Origin of the sequence: Psychrobacillus sp. FSL K6-1415 (genome assembly GCF_038003185.1) — a bacterium.
In the GTDB taxonomy this organism is placed as follows: Bacteria; Bacillota; Bacilli; order Bacillales_A; family Planococcaceae; genus Psychrobacillus; species Psychrobacillus psychrodurans.
The window spans coordinates 996,810-1,017,581 of sequence record NZ_JBBOOQ010000001.1 but is presented as its reverse complement, the minus strand read 5'-3'; the positions used below and the strand labels follow the sequence as shown (position 1 = coordinate 1,017,581).

General features: G+C 35.0%; 14 protein-coding genes. 5 read left to right on the top strand and 9 right to left on the bottom strand.

The window, feature by feature from the left end; genetic code table 11:
- Positions 1–595: 595 nt before the first annotated feature.
- From MKY60_RS04710 to MKY60_RS04700, 3 genes are all read right to left on the bottom strand, one after another.
- Positions 596–1,000: a hypothetical protein gene (locus tag MKY60_RS04710; RefSeq protein ID WP_340879212.1), complete on the bottom strand. Its 405-nt coding sequence runs from the start codon at positions 998–1,000 to the stop codon at positions 596–598.
- 90 nt (positions 1,001–1,090) lie between these two features.
- The gene (locus MKY60_RS04705) at positions 1,091–3,592 is read right to left on the bottom strand and encodes a phosphodiester glycosidase family protein (RefSeq protein ID WP_340879211.1); all 2,502 of its coding nucleotides are present in this window, start codon (positions 3,590–3,592) and stop codon (positions 1,091–1,093) included.
- 35 nt (positions 3,593–3,627) lie between these two features.
- Positions 3,628–5,976 carry a hypothetical protein gene (locus tag MKY60_RS04700; protein ID WP_340928852.1) on the bottom strand — a complete coding sequence of 783 codons (2,349 nt, stop codon included), beginning with the start codon at positions 5,974–5,976 and terminating at the stop codon, positions 3,628–3,630.
- A 166-nt stretch (positions 5,977–6,142) separates the two neighbouring features.
- Between MKY60_RS04700 and secA the strand changes: the two genes are divergently transcribed.
- The gene (gene secA, locus MKY60_RS04695; protein WP_340928851.1) at positions 6,143–8,512 is read left to right on the top strand and encodes a preprotein translocase subunit SecA; all 2,370 of its coding nucleotides are present in this window, start codon (positions 6,143–6,145) and stop codon (positions 8,510–8,512) included.
- A 142-nt stretch (positions 8,513–8,654) separates the two neighbouring features.
- Here secA and MKY60_RS04690 read toward each other — a convergent pair whose 3' ends face one another.
- Positions 8,655–10,385, bottom strand: coding sequence for a methyl-accepting chemotaxis protein (locus tag MKY60_RS04690; RefSeq protein WP_340879208.1), 1,731 nt, complete (start codon positions 10,383–10,385; stop codon positions 8,655–8,657).
- Between the two features lie 279 nt (positions 10,386–10,664).
- On the opposite strand from MKY60_RS04690, the gene MKY60_RS04685 reads away from it, so the two are divergent.
- Complete coding sequence (locus MKY60_RS04685) at positions 10,665–11,570, top strand: LCP family glycopolymer transferase (protein ID WP_340879207.1); 906 nt, start codon at positions 10,665–10,667, stop codon at positions 11,568–11,570.
- Positions 11,571–12,117: 547 nt separating this feature from the next.
- On the opposite strand, the gene MKY60_RS04680 is transcribed toward MKY60_RS04685, so the two are convergent.
- From MKY60_RS04680 to MKY60_RS04665, 4 genes are all read right to left on the bottom strand, one after another.
- The gene (locus MKY60_RS04680) at positions 12,118–13,278 is read right to left on the bottom strand and encodes an aminotransferase class I/II-fold pyridoxal phosphate-dependent enzyme (protein WP_340928849.1); all 1,161 of its coding nucleotides are present in this window, start codon (positions 13,276–13,278) and stop codon (positions 12,118–12,120) included.
- 263 nt (positions 13,279–13,541) lie between these two features.
- Complete coding sequence (locus tag MKY60_RS04675) at positions 13,542–13,970, bottom strand: VOC family protein (protein ID WP_340879206.1); 429 nt, start codon at positions 13,968–13,970, stop codon at positions 13,542–13,544.
- A gap of 93 nt (positions 13,971–14,063) precedes the next feature.
- On the bottom strand, positions 14,064–15,047 hold the full coding sequence (gene guaC / locus MKY60_RS04670; RefSeq protein ID WP_093496612.1) for a GMP reductase: 984 nt from the start codon (positions 15,045–15,047) through the stop codon (positions 14,064–14,066).
- Between the two features lie 117 nt (positions 15,048–15,164).
- Positions 15,165–15,362, bottom strand: a complete 198-nt coding sequence (locus MKY60_RS04665; protein ID WP_340928847.1) for a hypothetical protein — start codon at positions 15,360–15,362, stop codon at positions 15,165–15,167.
- 204 nt (positions 15,363–15,566) lie between these two features.
- On the opposite strand from MKY60_RS04665, the gene MKY60_RS04660 reads away from it, so the two are divergent.
- Both MKY60_RS04660 and menC read left to right on the top strand, forming a co-directional pair.
- A complete protein-coding gene (locus tag MKY60_RS04660) occupies positions 15,567–15,722 on the top strand; it encodes a hypothetical protein (protein WP_269915875.1) in 156 nt (51 codons plus the stop codon).
- Positions 15,723–15,815: 93 nt separating this feature from the next.
- Entirely contained in the window at positions 15,816–16,922 is a 1,107-nt protein-coding gene (gene menC / locus MKY60_RS04655; protein ID WP_340928846.1) for an o-succinylbenzoate synthase, read from the top strand.
- Positions 16,923–17,134: 212 nt separating this feature from the next.
- Here menC and MKY60_RS04650 read toward each other — a convergent pair whose 3' ends face one another.
- Complete coding sequence (locus MKY60_RS04650; RefSeq protein ID WP_340928845.1) at positions 17,135–19,447, bottom strand: 5'-nucleotidase C-terminal domain-containing protein; 2,313 nt, start codon at positions 19,445–19,447, stop codon at positions 17,135–17,137.
- Between the two features lie 269 nt (positions 19,448–19,716).
- On the opposite strand from MKY60_RS04650, the gene MKY60_RS04645 reads away from it, so the two are divergent.
- Complete coding sequence (locus MKY60_RS04645) at positions 19,717–20,694, top strand: proline dehydrogenase family protein (protein WP_340879202.1); 978 nt, start codon at positions 19,717–19,719, stop codon at positions 20,692–20,694.
- Positions 20,695–20,772 lie beyond the last annotated feature (78 nt).

Below are 20,772 nucleotides of genomic sequence, written 5' to 3'. Positions count from 1 at the left end.
GGAAATCAGTCTTAGTTTCTGGAATTTATAATCCCCACCCTAATGACCTCTTTAAAAACAAACCCCTTCTATTATAACAAGTTATATTTTCTATTCAGTTACCAAGATAATAAAATTAATCCTAAGGTAATTCCTATAAGGATGTGCACGACCTTACGCTACGTATGGACCTTTAAGGACCTGTCGGTAGCTCTCCTTCACCCTTTTTGAAGTCTCATTCTTCGCATTCTTGCGGCTTGGAAGTCGCACATCCTTGGAACCAGTGTTAATAAGTAATTCATTTTCTAAGAAACATAAACTAGAGGTGTTATGTGCATACGGATTGCGGTTTTAATACTAATTACTTCATTATGAAATCGACAAAAACTTGGAAATCGTGACGTCATCCTTAGAAGGCATCCACCTGAAATGTATAGACCTGATTGTTCAAAATACTTGAATATCCGAGTTAAAGTATAAAATTCAATACTTTCTTAGAACAAAAAAATCCTGCAAAACTCACAGGATTTACATCATAGATTATCTTCAAAAAAACAAAGGAGTGCAACAGTAGTCACACTCCTTTAACGAAAAAAATAGTTATAAAGAACTCATATTAAGAGAATTCAGGCCAATTAACTTGATACTGATCTCCATCAATTTTTTCTAGAGTTCTATATTTGAATGGTATTAACTCATCCAACTTAAACTCTTCTAACGCTCTTTCCAAGGGAAGTAATTGAAAACTTTCCTCTTCTTCAAGAATCAAATATGCTCCTACAACTTTACCGTTTTCTTCCGTATTAATACGAATAAAAGCTGGGAAGAACAGATCATTATTAGATTGAATGACAGAAGAAGCTAGTATTACATTTTTACCATCTTCGACAATGTTATCTTGTTCTATTTTATCAAATACCTTTAACGCCCACGCTTGACGCTTATAATACCCTATTATCTTTTGAACATTAGCTTCTACCGATGCGTTAAAATTCTTCGTTTCTTTTTCTTCCGAATCCATGTACTTCCCTCCACAATTAGCAAAAATCCATACAAATTACGTTATCATATATCAATATAGTTCGCAACTTCTAATACTATTTCCTTACTTTTAATCTTTATAAATAGATTGAATGTCATCTATTATGATTTCACCATTCGTTTTGTTAGCATTTTCTGTTTCCATATAACGAACAGGTAATGCCATCTTCAATGGATATGTTAGTCCAGCTGGTACTTCTGTAGAAACAAATTGCCAATCTGTCCAGTTCACATTTTTACTAAAGTCTAATTGAACTGTTTTCCCAGAGGCATCAGTTATTTGAGAGCGTAACCAATGGCCTTTGCCATCTCCTTTTACCCACATACCTATTTTCTTAGCTGGTGTGCTGATTGTTAAACTTGTTTTTGCATCAACATATGCGCCTGATGTTCCAGTAGTACCTGTAAAATCATAAGCTAGTTTAAGAGCTTTTGATCCATCGCGATCATTCGTTACTGATTGCACAGAAACAGTTTTCACTCGATCACCTGAAGCTTCATAGTTGGAGATACCTTTATTGAAAGATTCTAAAATAGTTGGTGCCACATCTCCTACAACTACTGGAATAGTTGTAGACTTAGAACCGTATGTTACAGTAATCGTTCCAATACCATCTTTGTTTGGAGCAGTAAATTTACCATTGCTTATTGTTCCAATAGTAGTCGTCCACTTGAATGCAGCAGGTGCAGTAATTACTGCTTGTCCATTATTCATTCCACTCGCTGTAAGTTGTGCTGTTTTTGCTTTAGCTACCTGTAAAGAGTTTACACTTGTTTTTATACTATCCAATGTATTTGTAACTTTAATATTGATATTTGTTGTTTTTCCATCATAAGTCACAACTCCTGCGTATGTTCCTGGCCCAGCAGTAACTGTTTGTTTACCGTTTGAACTTTTTATAATAGAAGACGTTACTGTACCATTACCAGATACTGCCACAGGATTCATATACTGATCAATACCTTTTACAGGTACAGAAAGATTAGTATAAGTTGCTCCTTGGAAAAGGTTTAAAACATCGGACGCAGGTGCTATTGTTGCAAGTGCACTTGTCTTATATTTACTTATAAATAGTAGTGTATTAGATACAGAGCGTTCTCCACCATCTGAAGGCTTATTGGCTACTGATACTTTATTGGCACCTAGCTCTCTAGCAACTAGAGTAGATGATCCACCACCATCAAATGTCATTGCATATTGTGCACCTAAATCTTTCATGAGTTTAGCAGTATTTTGAAGAGATAAACCTTTACTTGCAGTACTACGACCATCTACTACAATCGTGAAAATACTACCGTCTTTTTTAATACCAACAGCAGTACGTGGTGCGACACCTGCAACTTTAATCGTTTGTAGTGTACCATTTTTCACTAAATGATAACGTCCACTTACGGATTCACGAACATCATTCCATTCAGCTGGAGTAAATGCAGTCGTAATTTCTATTTTGTCACCCACTTGTACTTTTTCTAAAAACTGACTAGCAAAATGGTGACCAGATAGTATAATTTCACCGCTATTTAGTTTTGCATTTCCAACGTTTGTAACATTCTCTGTTACTGTACCTACTAATTTTTCAGATCCATTTAATTTACCAGATTCTACTTTTACTCTAACTTCAGTCCCTAACTCATTAGTTCCAGTAGTTGCTGAAAAGTCTTTTGTGTAGATTACTAGGTGATTTGCGGCTCTTGATCTATTAACTGAATTGATAGCGTATGATTGTCCACCATTTACCGTTACATTCATCGCAACCTTTGGAGCACCGATAATTGCTTTACCATTTGACTTAATCCCTAAAACAGCTAAATCACTCAACGCAGTTTGAGGCGTTGACACGATAGAACCGTCCATCATCATTAAATCAATCGGTTGACCATACTTATCGAAATAATCTCCATTTACTCCACCTACAACATGATAGGAATCATTTTGTACCACACTATTTGCTTGTGATGAAGTAGTTTCAAATCCTTTAATTTGATCTTTTGCTAGTTCTGTTTTCAGCTCAATATTAGACGTAACTCCATCATATTCCAGCATGAATAGTTTCTGTGAACCATTTGAGGAATCGATATCAAAGAACTTTTTACGTACGCCAGGTGCTATCTGAGTAACAGATTGGCTAGAAACCTTACCTATTGTCAAAGAAGGTGTCTTTTCCACAGGAAATAGATTAGAAGCTGTATTCCCTGGTGCCGGTGATGTACCTTGTGCATTTGCTAGTTCTTTTAATTTTGCTTTTGATGGTGTTTTGTATTCTACATAACCAGCCATTTTAGTAATGTACATACCACCACCAAGACCGTATTGTCCACCGTATAAATTATCATAACGGTAAACACGATATTGTTCGCCAGGTTTTAATATTCTTTGAAATACCAAACCATCTGAAGTGCGTTTCCAAAGGTTAATTGGTTTTACAACTTTAATTTTACCTGCTTGTCCTGGAACCATTAAAATTCCATCCCAATAAACTTTAGTTGTTTGTGCTTCTACACGTTCTGTTTGGAATAATCCGCCCATGGCTACAGCAAAAATAATAAAAAGGTATAGCAATTTTTGTTTCATTAAGTTACATTCTCCTTCGCTTCGTTGAGTTTCTCTTACTGCTCAGTTTGTTTTATCGCACGATTTTGCTCAATTGTATATCTCCATAAATTACTTCCATCGTAAAAATATAAATTACCATTTAAGTCTTTTTCTAGGCCGTAAACACCTTTATCTTTCAACCACTCTACTTCTAATGTATCTTTTGTAACTTTAAATAGTTTTCCTTCTACACTTCCATAGATATAGCCGTCTACATTTTCAATAATTTGAGCATTACGGAATCTACCAGATATTAATGGTAATAACTCAACCGTTTTAATATCAGTCCATTCATCTGTATAGACAAATAACTTTCCATCCGCCATACCCCATACTTTATTATCTTTATCTACTATTAGACTAGTAATCATACTTGCACTAAATGGTAGATGGATATACTTTTTGTCCTCCGGGGTACTTCTATTAAAATAGAATAATCTTGCTCCCCTTGGATTTACTTGTTGATTTGCATGGATAGAAGTACCACCAAATATTTGCGTTCCTCTACTAACTAAAGAAACGATACTTTGGTTATAAATATAATTCTCGTAAATATCCATTTCTTCTGTTTCAGTATCGTAGAATGCTAAAGCACCGCCTCCAACACTAGTATCTGGTAAAGTACCAAAAACGATTTCTTTACCTTTATTATAAGGTGCAACAGCAGTTGTACGTTCTTGTCCATATTGGTTCATACGAATAACTTCTTTTGGATTCCAAGTAGCCCATTCTTGTTCACGATCATAAACTAGGAGTCTCGCAAGTGGATATGCCCCAATATATAGTTTGTTATTGATATCAAACATAGATTCAATTTGACTAATGTTACGGTACAATTCTTTGTTACCTGTTTGTACATCATAAACTCCGAGTCCACCAGACATATATCCATTAGCGAAAATTTTAGTACCATCTGAGCTAGAAGCAAGTGTGTACAATTCCACTGGTTGTTCTGGTAATTCAAATTGGTGATAAGTCATTTCACCTGTTTGAGGATTATATTCAAAAATCTGCCCTAAATTATCAACCATACCAGAAAGAACAAATTCTTTTGGTTCTTCAATTGGCTCTTCTACTATTAAATCTTCATCGTTTGGAACTTCTTCCTTAACCTCTTCATCGATTGATTCTACAATAACCGGAAGAGTCTCAACAATTTGAACATCTTTTACTAATTCATTTTTCACTTGTGGAGCAATAACATCTTCTAACGATGGGTCAGTTGGAGTTGCTTCCCCCTTAGAGTCATCTCCACCTTCAGTGATTCCTTCTTTACCATTCTCTTCATCAACCATTGGAGATTCTTTTAAAATAAAGTCTAAATTAATAGCTTCCGTACCTTTCGGCAAATATACACCTAATTCTGTATGCTCTTTTGTTTCAAAATCATATTTTATTAGCTGTTGCGCTTTTGTATAATATAGCGCTTCTTCATTCGGCGAAATAGTTGAAACTGTTTTAGACTTCAATTCAAACTCATCGACAATTTTTAATGTTTTACGGTCAAATACTACTGCTAGATTCGACGGATGTAATCTTGCAACGATATAGTCTTCCGTTAGAACTAAATCCTGTGCATATTTTTCAGACATATATTTTGATGGTAAGAATGAAGTGAAATTTTTCGTATTAGGTTTTTTCACTAATAAATCCATTGGAGAACCAATCGAAACATAAATTTCATCTTTCTCTTCATCTGCTACAATTGCTTTCACAAACTCTTTTCTTTTACGAATTTGACCAAACTCTTCTATTTCTTCTGTTTCTGTATCAAAGGCAACTAGACTTCCTCCGTATGCAGAACCAGCGTATACTTTCTTTCCAGAAACGATTAAATCTTGGATAGATGTATCGCTTTTGTTTGAAAAAATAGCACCATGTTTTTCAAAATCTTCAGTGTTTGGATCATAGCTATATAGTGTGCTAGATACAGAACCACCAACCCATAACTTCCCATTTTCATCTACATCAAGACCCCATGCACTTTTTGAGTCTTCAAGAGTAAAGGTATGTAAGATCTTTTTTGTTTCATAATTGACAACTACTAAAGCTGCGGGAGAACCATGCATGATGTAATAAATGAAATACTCTCCCTTTTCATTTGCTGCAATTTTAGAAGATACAGCTGATGACTTGAAAATCATAGAACCTAAATTCTCGTAGCCTTCTAATACCACTTCTTCTTGTGGTTGTTCAACTTCAATAGTATCTTCTAACCATTCCTCAGAATCACTGTCAACCTCAATGACCTCTTCAACATTCTCTATTTGGTCTTCCGTGGCCTGTGTTTCCTCTGCATAAACTGTTGAACTAATCGGTGCAACTAACATAATGCAAATCATAGATGTGTAAATCTTTCTCATTTTATAACCCCTTTCCCTACTATTCTAACATTAACATCTATTGGTAACATTTAAAACTTATTGTTGTAATATAATTGAAATATTAGTACATTATCTTACAAATGCTCGCTTATACAATTCATGATATAATGAAGTTTGGAATTTAAAAGTAGGGAGAATGAATATTATGTTACATTCTATTAAAAAGATGATATCTGGTGAAACAATTGAATTAAAGCAACTGAATAAAATTGTTTCTAAAATAAATGCCTTAGAAGAATCGTTTTCACTTAAAACTGATAATGAGCTCCAAGCATATACACAAATTTTCCGTGACCAATTAAATAACGGAATTTCTCCAGAAGAATTGATCATTGAAGCTTTTGCTGTCGTTCGTGAGGCATCCAAACGAGTTCTTGGCTTACGTCATTATGATTCTCAGTTAATGGGTGGAGCCGTACTTACTCAGTCACAAATTGCTCAAATGCAGACTGGGGAAGGTAAAACGTTAGTAGTAACGCTGCCTGCATATGTGTTTGGCGCACACGGAAAAGGAACACATATTATTACAGCAAACGAATATTTGGCAACAAGAGACTTCCAACAAATGAAACCCTTGTTTGAATTTTTAGGTTTGACTGTCGGATTGAATATTTCCGGATTGGAAACTGATGAAAAACAAGAAGCATATAATTGTGATATTACATATGGAACGGGTACCGAATTCGGGTTTGATTACTTGCGTGATCATATGATTCAAGGTTCTGATCAGTTAGTTCAACGTCCACTATTTTATGCACTAATCGACGAAGTGGATAGCATATTAATAGATGAAGCAAGAACTCCTTTGATCATTGCTGGGAAATCTAATGCTAGCCTAAACTTATTCCCAATTATGCATATGGTAATTGAGTCTTTTAAAGATAAAGTGGAATATGATTATTATCCAGAAACCAAGCAAATCGTTTTATTGGACGAAGGTGCTGACCGTTTAGAAGAAGCGTTCGGAATTGACAATGTATATGATAGTGAACATCGTGAATTTATGCATATCGCTATGCAAAGTCTTCGTGCTAAAGTAGTAATGCGAAAAGATGTAGATTATATCGTAAAAGACGATAAAATTATGATTGTAGACCCTTATACAGGTCGTGTAATGGAAGGTAGAACATTTAGCGATGGACTACATCAAGCAATCGAGGCAAAAGAAAAAGTTTCATTAAAAGAAGAAAATAACACACAAGCATCGGTAATGATTCAGCATTACTTCCGTTTATATAAACATGTTTCCGGAATGACAGGAAGTGCTGTTCCTTCTAAAGATGAATTTTGGGAAACATACTATTTACGCGTTACAGAAATTCCTACAAACAAACCAAATCAGCGTAAGGATTTGGAGACACTTGTCTATCTAACAAGTGATGATAAAATTAAAAAAATTATAGAAGAAACAAAGAAATACCATGATATTGGTCGTCCAGTATTAATCGGAACTACTTCTATTCAACAATCTGAAAAGCTTTCTATTGCTCTAAAAGAGTTGGATTTAAAACATTCTATATTGAATGCCAAAACAGAAGAAGATGAAGCAGAAATCATTTCTAATGCAGGGCAGTTGCATAAAATTATGCTTGCAACTAACATGGCTGGTCGTGGGACTGACATTATTCTTGGTGAAGGTGTACCCGAATTAGGCGGACTTCATATTATAGGCACCGAGCTACATAGCAGTGCTCGTATTGATATGCAGTTACGTGGCCGCGGAGGTCGCCAAGGAGATCCTGGCAGCACACAATTTATTATTTCTTTGGAAGATGAACTTTTCTACTATTATGACGAAGACGAATTTGAGAAATATAAAAATAAAGTAAAAACTGATCAAACTGGTTTAATACTTGCTCCAAACCCTTCTAAATTTGTTTATAATGTGCAGAAAGTTATTGAAGGCACTCATTTCTCTAGTCGCTCTCACTTATTGAAACTAGATGATATTAATAATGATCAGCAATCAGTTATGTATAATTATCGAGAGAAAGCGTTATATGTTGAAAATATGCAGTCACTAATAATCGATGCTATGCATGAACGCAAGGAAAATCTTATCCAAGAACTTAATGAAATTAATTTGGATAATAGCGAACATGCAGCCATGTGGAATGAAATTATTGATGAGATTAAGATTCTATCAACATTAACTGCAGATACGGACAACATTATGGATTCTACCGACAAGGAAAGTAAAATCGAATTAGATTCATCATTGAAAAAGGTATATAGCCAAGCTATGGATATTGCAAGTACCGTTTCCCTTGAAGAAGACATATGGCCGAATATACAGTCCATATACTTAGAAACTTTAGACAGATCTTGGATCACACACTTAGATAATCTACATCATTTAAGAGAAGGTATTAATATCCGTGGGTATGGTCAAGAAGACCCGTATAGACTTTATGCATTTGATGCTCTTCACACTTTCAATGAAATGTTACAGGCTTTCTTCCGAGATATAATTCGGTATTTCTTACAGCTTAATGCTACAAAAATAGAAGATTAAATATAGGTTATTGAATTTATATAGAGGTCCATAGAACGTCATGGACCTCCTTCAATACTAAAGGCTAACACGACAGAGTAAATTTCATCTCCGTAATGTTAGCCTTATTTAAATTCTCCTTTTTGTTACGCATTTCGATTTCTTACTTAAATCTAGCAACTAGCTCATGCATTTTCTCAGCTTCTTCGTGAAGTTCTAATGCCGACTTCATAATTGATTGGATAGCAATGTTTTGTTCATCGATAGAAGCGTTTACTTCCTCTGTAGATGCAGCTGATTCTCCTGCTACTATAGAAATATTTGTAATTGATTGTACAACTACTTCATTACTAATGACCATTTCTTCCATATCTTCATTCAAGCTATTTAGATTATTTTTTACTTGTTGAATAGACTGAGATAAATCTACGAATGATTGCTTTGTGTCATCAACCGACTTCATTTGTTCATTGGAAATCATAAGCGTTTCGTCCATTTGCTTCTGAGCAGATTTTGTATCTACTTCAATTTCGTTTAATAATTGTTTTACACTATTAGTGGCAGTTTGCGTTCCTTCTGAAAGTTTACGAACTTCTTCGGCAACTACCGCAAAGCCTTTCCCATGTTCTCCCGCTCTTGCCGCTTCGATACTTGCATTAAGTGCCAATAAATTAGTTTGAGCTGATATATCTGTAATCGTATGAACTATTTGAGAAATTTCACTCATTCTAGTTGTGAGCTGCATAAAATCTTCTTGTAGAATGCTAATAACTCTTTGGAAATTATCTGTATTAGTTGCTAAGTATTGAACACTTGATAGTCCATCATCCTGGAGCTTATTCATATGTGCAACATCATCTAGTACGACTGTATATTGCTTATTTGTTTTTTCAATGACGGAAGATAAGCTACTTACTTTATCGATTGCCACCTCAGCTTCCTCTGCTTGAATAACCGCTCCTTTAGAAATTTCAGTAATCGCCAAGTTTACTTCATCAGCAGATGCAGTTGTTTCCTCTGTTATTGCACTTAACATTTCAGATGAATTTTTCATTTGATCGGAGGATAGTCGTGTTTGACTAACCATTTCCTCTAAACTATTTTTCATTTCATTCACATTCTGCGCTAGTTTTCCTAGTTCATCCTTTGTCTCTATTGGTATCAAACTCCCACTTAGCTTTCCTTTTGCTATTTCTGAGGTGAGAATCATAATCCTCTTAATATATGAGGTCATTTTACCCGCAAAAAACCAAAATAGTGCAATTCCTATAAGCAATGCACATACAATTGCAATCACGGATGTATTAAGTACTGCCATAGCTCCCTCATTGAAGTCCATTTCATAAGTACCCGCAGCAATAACCCAGCCCCAGTTTGGATCTTCCATACTATACGTAATTTTTGGTTCTATTTTTTCTGGGTTATTAGGAAGTGGCCAATCATAAGAAACATAGCCTCCACCATCTTTAGCAACTTCAATTACTTCTCTTATAAAATATCTACCATCATCTGTTTGATTGTCATATAAACTTTCCCCTTCTAAGCTCGGATGCACTAGTAATACTCCACTTTCATCCACTACGTAAAAGTAGAAGTTTTCTCCATACTTTGCCGGATTTTCTATGTTTCGTGTTCCATCTTCATTTAAGTTACCTAGAATTTTAGAGGCTGCTCTTTGTTGTGCCTCTTCTAATGTTATGTAACCACTTTCGTATTCTTTATTGAGTTCTTCTATCAAATCAAGAATTGCATATGTACCATTTTGCATCCCAAGTTTACCGATATTTTCTAACTCATTTTTAGACACATTGTAATTGATAATTCCTACAGCTAATAACGGTAAAAAAATTACAACTATAGCTAATAGAACTAATTTGTTTCTAACAGATCTCATTAGTGACACCCCTTTAGCCTCATTATAATAAGAATATTACGAAAAATATATAGAAAATTTAATATATTCAGATATTTTATTCTTAATTTCGACATAAATAGAGAGAATTGCTGTTATTGAGCGTTTCTATTGTCATATCCCATAATAAAATAGGATTTTTTTATTCGTTTAATAAAATCAAATTCTATACATACTAGAAGAAGTTTAGATTAATAATCTGGATCGTGTATTCATATATTTACCAAAAGCCTTTGTAGTTAAAAGAAATGAGGACCATGAATGTCGAAGAAAATAATTTGGATTACTATTATTAGTTCATTACTTATAGGCGGAACAGTCTACGCTACTAGTATTTATAAAAATGTATCTACGACACTCGAGACTATCCACGAACCCGAAATCCGAAAAGTTTCTATCCTTCGAGAAACGGAGGTGGAGCTCGTAGAAAAAGAACCAATCTCGGTATTATTACTCGGTGTAGATGAACGAGAGGCCGATGTCGGTCGTTCAGACACAATTATCGTACTCACCGTTAATCCCTCCCTTGCTTCTATAAAAGTATTGAGTATTCCTAGAGATACATATACGGAGATCATTGGATTAGACAAAATGGATAAATTAAATCACGCGTATGCATTTGGCGGGATAGATATGGCTCTACATTCTGTCGAAAGTTTACTAGATATTCCGATTGATTATGTAGTACAAGTTAATATGGAAAGTTTTTTAGAAATTGTTGATAGCGTTGGCGGTGTGACAGTCGAGAACACATCCGCTTTTGAAGAAAACGGTTATTTATTTGAAAAAGGTCCGATTCATTTAGATGGGGATAAAGCACTTAACTATGTACGTATGCGAATGAATGATCCGCTAGGTGACTTTGGCAGACAAGCTCGTCAAAAGCAAGTTCTTCTGGCCGTTTTAAAGGAAGGAGCTTCTTTTAGCAGTCTGCTCCACTATAAGAATTTGTTGGCCACATTAGCGGAAAACATCCGTACCAATATGACCTTCGATCAAATGATGGATATACAAAAAGGCTATAAGGAGGCACTGACAAATGTTGAGTCTATTTCGCTGGATAGTGGAAGTGGCAAGCGAATGAATAATATTTGGTATTACGTGCCTGAAGAAGAAGAATTGAATGAAGTGACGATGATTTTGAAGAAACATTTAGAGATTGAATAGCAGGAAGTTGATTTGGTGGATTACTTGCGTTTGATTGATCGATACTTGCGGTCATGCTTTGGTTACTTGCGAACGTGATATATATACTTGCGCACACGATTTGAATACTTGCGGTCAGTTGGCGTTTACTTGCGGAAAGGGATAATTATCCATATTCACCAACTTCAAAAGAGGCGGGGACAGAACCCCAAAACAGCATTTTTCTCTGTGAGAAAAATGCTGTTTTTTTGCTGTACCCAAAATTCCAAGACGCTTTCCACGGGCGTGGCCTGAGCCTGTAGTCTCAGGCGTCACGCTATTCCCGTAGGAGTCGCCCCTCCATTTCAATCAATTTTATTAAATATCCATTATTTAGCATAGGTTTCTCCTTATCCAATAAAATTTCTACTTCTGTCCCAGTCTCCCTTTTTTATTCCCGTAAACCATATACATGTCGGTATAACCTTTCTTAATTTACGTGGTCCCACTCCCCTGAGTATACGTACGTTAACATAAACTTAAAGTGCATTAAAAAGACACTAAACAACGTCTAGTGTCTTAGAAATTATTATTTATTTAATGAAAAGAGGAATTTTTCTAGTCTATTTAATCCTTCCTCTAGCACAGTCATGCTGTAGGCATATGAAATGCGTATATAGCCTTCTCCATATGTTGTAAATGCACTTCCGGGAACGACCGCGACTCCGCCCTCCTGTAATAGCTTAGTAGCAAAATCAAATGAATTCAATCCATACTTTTTTATCTCAGGGAAAATATAAAAAGCTCCATTTGGCTTTTCAACAGTTACCCCCATATCCGTTAAACGACTATAGACAAAGTCACGTCTTTTCACATATTCAAAGTTCATTTCAGTCGGTGTATCCTTTGCATTTGTTAATGCCTCAATTGCCGCATATTGAGCAGGTAGTGAAGCACAAATGGTGTTAAACGCATGTACCTTTACTACATGCTCCATCACATTTGTTGGACCCATCAAGAAGCCAATTCGCCAACCAGTCATCGAATGTGACTTGGATACCCCATGGATATAAAATAATTTATCTCGTATTTCCATATAGCTTGCAAAAGAATGATGCTTTCCAGAGAAAGTATTTTCGCTATATATTTCATCAGTTAGCACAAATATATTTTTCTCTTTTATAACATCAACTAATCCATCCATCGTCTCTTTTGTTAGAACAACCCCAGTTGGATTAGAAGGGTTATTGAAAAACATTGCCTTTGTTTTATCCGTAATCAAGTTCGCAAGTCTTTCAGCAGAAGGCTGAAAATTAGTGTCGGTCGTATCTAAATACACTACCTTGGCTCCGCAAAGTTCAATAACAGGCACATACCCAGAATAAGTAGGAGCCGGTAGGATAACCTCGTCCCCTTCTTCTATTATTGTTCGAAATACTGCATCTATCGCTTCGCTAGCACCGTTTGTAATAACTATTTCATTTTGGATATCATACGAGAATCCATATTTATCAGAGAAAAAAGAGTTCACAGCATTTCTTAACTCCAGAAGTCCTGCATTATGCGAATATCCAGTTAGATTTTGTTCAATCGCTCGAATACCTGCTTCTTTTACAGATAGTGGTGTTGGGAAATCTGGTTGACCAATCGTCAAATTAATCGCATCTGGATAATGAACTAATTGATTGGAGAATTGTCGGGTTCCAGGGATTTTCAAGGATTGCGCTCGAGGGTTTATTCGTATACTCATCGTATTATCTCTTCCTTCTATTATTTTTCTAGTATGTTTATATGTAAGTATACTGTAAACAGTATCGGTTTATCATTATATTTTGAATTATTTAGAAAACGAAAATGAGATATTTAGAAAGAATGGAGCCTTTTAAAGACATACTCTGTTAATATTGTTCACGGTTAGTTTTGGACATTACAGGATGCTTGTAGCAGCAGTTTTCACTTTTTTCAAAAAATGGCCATGCAACATATACTAACGTTGCATGGCCTTTTAAATTATTATTGTGGCATTTGATCAGTTTCGTGACTAAATTGCCATTCGATGCCGAATTTGTCTCTTAGGGATCCATAACATTTACTCCAAAATGTTTCTTGGAGCTCCATGCTTACTCTACCGCCCTCTTTTAGTGCGTTAAATGCAGATCTAACCATATCTTCTTCTTTACTAACAAAAGCCAAACTGATATTATTTCCTTCCATAAAAGGTGATCCTGGAAATGTATCAGAGAACATTATATTACTACCATTAATATTTAAGCGAGTGTGTAGAACTAAATCTTTTGCTTCTTCAGGCAGTACATAATCAGGGTTTTGTGGTGATTCCCCAAATGTCATAATTTCTGGTTTTTCTGTCTTAAATACTTCTGCATAAAACTCTGCAGCCTCTCGACAATTCCCGTTAAAAGTAAGATATACATCTATAGCCATTTAGAACACTCCTCTTTTCAAATAATGTTATTATTCAAATAATAAAATAACAACCTTATTGTAACATTGGACCGTCTATAATAACATAAATTTTTAGTAAACTTTATCTCCATTAAAAATAGAGTTTTTCACTATTACATAGTCTACATTACGTATCGATTCTAATTTGTTTCCACCAGAATAAGAAATAGAGGATTGTAAGTCTTGTTCCATTTCTCTTAAAGTATCTTCCAGTGGTCCTTTATACTCTACAAACATTTTCTTACCTTCAACATTTTTCTTTTCGCCTTTTTGGAATTCAGATGCAGAACCGAAATATTCTTTATACTGTTTGCCATCCTTCTCCACTGTAACACCTGGTGATTCTTCATGACCTGCAAATAGAGATCCAATCATAACCATGGAAGCCCCGAAGCGAACGGATTTTGCAATATCACCGTGTGTACGAATTCCACCGTCAGCTATTATTGGCTTGCTAGCTGCTTTTGCACACCAGCGTAGTGCCGCAAGTTGCCAACCACCAGTTCCAAATCCAGTTTTAATTTTTGTAATACACACTTTCCCTGGACCGATACCAACTTTTGTTGCATCTGCTCCAGCATTTTCTAGCTCTCTCACTGCTTCTGGAGTACCTACGTTACCAGCGATGACAAAGCTTTCCGGTAAGTGTTTTTTTAGGTGTTTAATCATATCAATTACTGCGTTGGAATGACCATGTGCAATATCTATAGTAATGAATTCAGGTATAAGTTTCTCTTCTACCAACTGTTCAACAAAAGCGTACTCTTCCTCTTTGACTCCTACACTAATAGAGGCAATTAATCCACGTGACTGCATACTCTTGATAAACGCAATACGTTTTTGTGGTTCAAAGCGATGCATAATATAAAAATACCCTTTTTCAGCTAAATAATTTGCAATATTTTCATCTATAATTGTCTGCATATTAGCAGGTACTACTGGCAATTTAAATGTATGCCCTCCAAGTGTGACTGTAGTATCACATTCAGATCTACTATTTACCACACACTTTGCCGGAATTAATTGAATATCTTCATAATCGAATACGTTATCCATCATTTACACTCCCAAATACGAATATTTATTATCAATTGAACTGAAATGTTCGTCCATTTGGTAATTTACATCATATTTAGTAGTATGTCAATCTTTATGGTGTTCATGTGTCATATTTTAATGAATCTTTTTCTGATTTTTTAAATCTATATGCATTTCGAGTACTTTGATACGATCACTTAATTCTAAAACTGCCTGTATAATTTGATGCTGATCAGCCTTTGACATATATGTATAACGTTCCATCTGATCAACCGTTGCCTCTACCTTTTGTATACTTCGATTCATTACTTGAACTAGATATTCGACAGTCATATTTTATCTTCTCCTTTCATTCTTTTATTGTAACTATCCGTTAAGATATTTCAATTATCAGAATTAACAAATAAATACAACTATGGAATTTCTATAACTTTTTCAATCAAAGAATTCGTTTTTTAGCGATTTTTGATATACAAAATAATTTTTTGATGTTTCATGTCATATTTTATTTTTGAATAATATAATAATAGAAAGGATATGAGGAGGAGATTTTCTATTAACCCAAATCCAGTTGAACAAGAAGAAATGGATTATAGAAATGACTTAGATATACAAGCGTCCCTTCATATGATTTGGGAGGGAGCACCTGTTTCACCATTAGATACGGAGAAAGAGGCGTTAGATCCACAATAATTTCCCCTACAATTGTAGGGTTTTTTTGATTTGTTTTAGTGGCTAGAACATGATAAGTTGAATGATATTAGCTTTAACTAGAGGAGTAAAAAAATGATTATAAAAAAAATGAACTTGCGCCATTTAAAAATGACAATGAAGAATCCATTCGTCACTAGCTTTGGAAGTATGCAAGAAAAAGAGTTTTTCTTATTAGAAGTATTCGACGAAAATGGCAATTCTGGTTGGGGCGAATCTGCAGCTTTCCAAGCTCCATGGTATACAGAAGAAACAGTTCAGACCACCTTACATATGATTAGAGATTTTCTTATACCACTGTTATTGAATAAAGAAATCAATCACCCCGATGAAGTTAGTGAAATTTTTTCCCCAATCCGAAAAAATAATATGGCGAAAGCTACTGTTGAAGGGGCTATTTGGGATTTATATGCCAAACGTAACAAACAGTCTCTAGCGCAAGCCCTTGGCGGAGTTGCTAAAAAAATTGAAGTTGGTATTAGCATTGGCATCCAAACAAGTACGGAGAAGCTATTAGAAGTAGTACATCATTATATTGAAGAGGGCTACAAACGCATGAAAGTGAAAATTAAACCAGGGTATGATATCGAAGTGATTCAAAAGCTTAGAAATGCATTTCCTGTTGTCCCTCTCATGGCTGATGCGAATTCGGCTTATACTCTAGAAGATATAGAGCTATTAAAAAAATTAGACGACTATCATTTACTAATGATTGAACAGCCTTTGGCAAGTGATGATATTGTTGATCATGCTAAGTTACAAAAACAGTTGGATACCCCTATTTGCTTGGATGAAAGTATACTCTCTGTAGAAGATGTACGCAAGGCGATTGAGCTTGGTAGTACGAAAGTAATTAATATTAAAATTGCTCGTGTCGGAGGTCTAACTGAAGCTAAGAAAATTCATGATTATTGTATGGAAAAAGGTATTCCTGTTTGGTGTGGTGGAATGCTAGAGGCAGGTATCGGACGTGCTCATAATATCGCTCTTACCACCCTGCCAAATTTCGCGCTACCAGGTGATACTGCAGGTTCTTCTCACTATTGGGAAGAGGATATCATTTCCCCGGAAATAGTAGTAGTGGATGGTTATATTGAAGTTCCAAAAGGATATGGCATCGGCTTCGAGCCGAATATGGAGGTAATTAAACGTTTTATGTTAAATGAGATTGTATTCGAATAGTATTCTAATCCTTGTATGGCCAAGTAAGAAGAACCGGGTAAAAGACTCCCGGCCCTTTAAGAACATGAACATATATGCCGTTGATTGTAGCGAAGGGAGGACGCTTTCCATGGGCATGGGCACGACCTGAGCTCCAATCTTTGTAATTTAATTTATATTTTCCATACTAAAAAATCCTTTCGCTACTCTAATAGCGAAAGGATTTACTTCTATTACTTTTTCACGTCCACAATACGACCTTCTGTTTTATTGTTAACTGTTTTTAACGTTTTCAACTGTTCTTGAAGGTTCTCCCAGTCTGAAAGTCCAAGGTCTGTAACACGACCCTCTTTATAAATTTTTTCAAATACATCATAGCTATCGCCGCCTTTAGCTGTAAACGCATTTGTGGCTACTACATATTTTTCACCATCTTTAATATCCACAAACGACCCATCCGCTGCTTTGTATTTGATTGATACTACACGTTCTCCAGCAGGTTTCGAAGAATCGAACTCTACTTTTGCACCAGCAACGTGTAAGAAACCACCATTCTCTTTTGGATAAGATTTAAAACTAATTTCAAATGCAGATTTTAGTTCTGCTCCAGTGATTTCCATTGTAGCTAATGTATTACCGAACGGAAGAACTGTAATTACCTCTCCAACAGTAATCGGACCTTGTCCAATTTCTGCTCGAATTCCTCCACCATTTTGTAATGCCATAATAACTTTGTTATCGTATTGTTTTGCTTTTGAAAGCATACCATCAGTAATTATATTTCCAAGAGCAGTCTCATTTTTACGAACACTTGGCTTAGTATCATCACCATCTGTACGAGGTAATTGTAATTCTTCTTCTGCAACTACACCGATTTCTGTTTTATTGATTGCATCTATTTTATCCGAATATGTTTTTAATAAAGAAGCTGCCGTAGGATCTTCTACTTGATCTTTAATCTCAATTAGTTCGCCAGCATGACCGACTACTTTACCGTCTTCATCAAAGTCAACGTCTAGTGTCCCTAAAAATTCACTATATTGTGAAGCTTGTACGATAATAGTAGGATCTTTTTCCTTACCAGTACTATCTTTTTCTACTAATACAGGCTTCTCTAATTTAGTATGACTATGTCCACCAACTATTACATCAATGCCATTAACAGCAGCAGCTAGTAACAAATCATTATCTACTGTAGGGGTGTCATCATAACCAATATGAGTAACTGCAACAACTTTATTGACACCTTGTTTCTCAAACTCATCAACCATTGTTTGAGCTGCTTTTATATAATTAGTAAAAGTTACATCTTTCGGACTAGATATATTAGCAGTTTCTGCAGTAGTTAGACCAAATAATCCAACCTTCTGGCCGTCTATCTCTTTAATAATACCACTATAAATTTGTCCATCTTTTGGTTCTGTTGATACATTTACATTAAATAGCCCTTTTAAATTAGTATCTTTTGAAAAATCAACATTCGAGCTAACGAATGGGAAGTTAGATTTCTCAATAAATTCTTTTAATGCTTTATGTCCTTCTTCGCTACTACCTAAATCAAACTCATGATTACCAAATGTCATTACATCATAATCCATTAACTTCATTAATTCTAAATCTGCTTGCCCTTCAAATTCATTGAAATATAAAGTACCTGAGAAGACATCTCCAGCGTCGATAAGTAGAGCAGAAGGTTTTTCAGCTCTCACTTCTTTAATAGCCGTTAAACGTTTAGGAGCTTGTGTTGTACGTGCATGTGTATCGTTTACATGCATTAACGATAATGTAAAGTCTGCTTTAACTTGTTCACTAATATTTTCAACATATACAAGTAATTCTTTTATAATTGGTGAAGAATCACTTGGTAATTTTTCTATTAATAGATTGATAGATTCAAGTACTTTTAAAGCTTCTTGTTCTTTATTTGCAGCTATGTAAGCTTCGGCTTCCTTCGCTTTCATAAATATAGTAACTGGTACTATTAATTCATCACGTTTTTGATTTGCTGGTTCTTTATATTGTTCTAGTAATAGATCTCGAGGAGCTTTCCCAGTAAAACGATACAAAATAGCAGTACGAGTTTTTAACTGGACAGAAAGTTTATGATACGCTTTCTCTATTTTATCCCAATCTTTACTTATTTCTGCTTGTTCAATTTCTTTCATAATTGGAGCTAAGTACTTGTCAGCATAATTATAAGCATCGATATAAGGAATAATGCCTTTAGTTACACGGTCGTGATATAGCTCATCTAAATTTTTTAGTAATAAATCTTTGTTTTTTACATTGGATTTAACAATTTCATTTCTAGCTTTTTGGTAGTTTGCTTTAGCAGTGTTCAAAGCGGGGTAAAGGTTCTTACTAGTCGCAAGTTTTCCAGCTTGCGCTGGGACTACATAGGAATAAGCTGAGTTTTTAATATCTTTCCTTGCATTGTCAACTACCTCTTGTAATGAGCTATTTGCAAATGATACGCTTGAAACAGAAAATAATGATGTTGCAATTACTGCCGCTACAGCTGATTTTTTAATCTTACTATTTCGCATGTGCTGCCCCCTAAAAATGATTTTGAATAAGTAATTATTGATAATAGAAATTACTCACTATCTCAAAGTTAACTTACTATTTTACAAATGGCAAGTTAATTTTCTGATAATTTGACAGGAGATTTCATATAGATTTATATGTATTAAATAAAAGTATCTTTCCCTTTACTTTGTTTGATAGAAATTTGTCGAACTATGGCTAAAGGAATACTATTTCCACTGTAAAATGTGTTATAATGAATCATCAAAACAGAGATAGGAGCATTACAATGTTAAAAGATTTTTTTATGGCTTTGTCTGAGAATCAAATACTAAATGGTGCGGCAAAAAAATATGGTTTAAAAATGGGTGCTCAGCATGTTGTGGCTGGAACAAACATTGAAGAAACAATAGAGAGTATTAAAAAGCTGAACGCAATGGGTATTTCTTGTACAGTCGATAATTTGGGGGAATTTGTCTTCGAAAAAGAAGAAGCATTAGCTGCTAAAGCACAAATTATCGCAGTAATCGAAGCAATCGAGGAACATCAAGTAGATGCACATATTTCTTTAAAGCCATCACAGCTTGGTTTAGATATTGATTATGACTTCGCTTTAAATAATTTAAAAGAAATTGTACAAACTGCACATAAATATAATACATTCATCAATATTGACATGGAGTCTACCAAACATTTACAACCATCTTTTGATATTTTGGATGAGCTTTCAAAAGACTACGATAACGTTGGAACTGTTATTCAAGCATACTTCTACCGTGCAGTTGAGGACATTCAAAAGTATAAAAACTTCCGTCTACGTATCGTAAAAGGAGCTTACAAGGAGCCTGTTGAATACGCATACCAAACAAAGGAAGAAATTGACAAAAACTATATAGAATTAATAGAATGGCATCTATTAAATGGTAAATTCACTTCCATCGCTACTCATGATCATAATGTGATTAACCATATTAAACAGTTTATCAAAGATAATAATATTCCTTATGATAAATTCGAATTCCAAATGTTATACGGTTTCCGCACTGAGATGCAACAACAACTTGCAAAAGAAGGCTATAACTTCTGTACGTATGTACCTTTTGGACAAGACTGGTATGGCTACTTCATGCGTCGACTAGCAGAGCGTCCTGCAAATATGAACCTTGTTGTAAAACAAGTTTTCAATAAGAACACGAATACAATGATAGGTCTAGCTGCCGGTGCATTTGCACTTGGGCGTATAACGAAACGTAATAAACGTAAATAATGAAGAAGTTGTCTCCCAGTAGAAACTACTGGGAGACATTTTTTTGTCTAATAAAAAAACCGGGCATATAGACACCCG

Excerpts from the sequence above, each read along its gene's own strand:
- MKY60_RS04710 (WP_340879212.1), bottom strand. The coding sequence starts at position 1,000 with ATGGATTCGGAAGAAAAAGAAACGAAGAATTTTAACGCATCGGTAGAA.
- MKY60_RS04705 (WP_340879211.1), bottom strand. The coding sequence starts at position 3,592 with ATGAAACAAAAATTGCTATACCTTTTTATTATTTTTGCTGTAGCCATG.
- MKY60_RS04700 (WP_340928852.1), bottom strand. The coding sequence starts at position 5,976 with ATGAGAAAGATTTACACATCTATGATTTGCATTATGTTAGTTGCACCG.
- secA (WP_340928851.1), top strand. The coding sequence starts at position 6,143 with ATGTTACATTCTATTAAAAAGATGATATCTGGTGAAACAATTGAATTA.
- MKY60_RS04690 (WP_340879208.1), bottom strand. The coding sequence starts at position 10,385 with ATGAGATCTGTTAGAAACAAATTAGTTCTATTAGCTATAGTTGTAATT.
- MKY60_RS04685 (WP_340879207.1), top strand. The coding sequence starts at position 10,665 with ATGTCGAAGAAAATAATTTGGATTACTATTATTAGTTCATTACTTATA.
- MKY60_RS04680 (WP_340928849.1), bottom strand. The coding sequence starts at position 13,278 with ATGAGTATACGAATAAACCCTCGAGCGCAATCCTTGAAAATCCCTGGA.
- MKY60_RS04675 (WP_340879206.1), bottom strand. The coding sequence starts at position 13,970 with ATGGCTATAGATGTATATCTTACTTTTAACGGGAATTGTCGAGAGGCT.
- guaC (WP_093496612.1), bottom strand. The coding sequence starts at position 15,047 with ATGGATAACGTATTCGATTATGAAGATATTCAATTAATTCCGGCAAAG.
- MKY60_RS04665 (WP_340928847.1), bottom strand. The coding sequence starts at position 15,362 with ATGACTGTCGAATATCTAGTTCAAGTAATGAATCGAAGTATACAAAAG.
- MKY60_RS04660 (WP_269915875.1), top strand. The coding sequence starts at position 15,567 with ATGAGGAGGAGATTTTCTATTAACCCAAATCCAGTTGAACAAGAAGAA.
- menC (WP_340928846.1), top strand. The coding sequence starts at position 15,816 with ATGATTATAAAAAAAATGAACTTGCGCCATTTAAAAATGACAATGAAG.
- MKY60_RS04650 (WP_340928845.1), bottom strand. The coding sequence starts at position 19,447 with ATGCGAAATAGTAAGATTAAAAAATCAGCTGTAGCGGCAGTAATTGCA.
- MKY60_RS04645 (WP_340879202.1), top strand. The coding sequence starts at position 19,717 with ATGTTAAAAGATTTTTTTATGGCTTTGTCTGAGAATCAAATACTAAAT.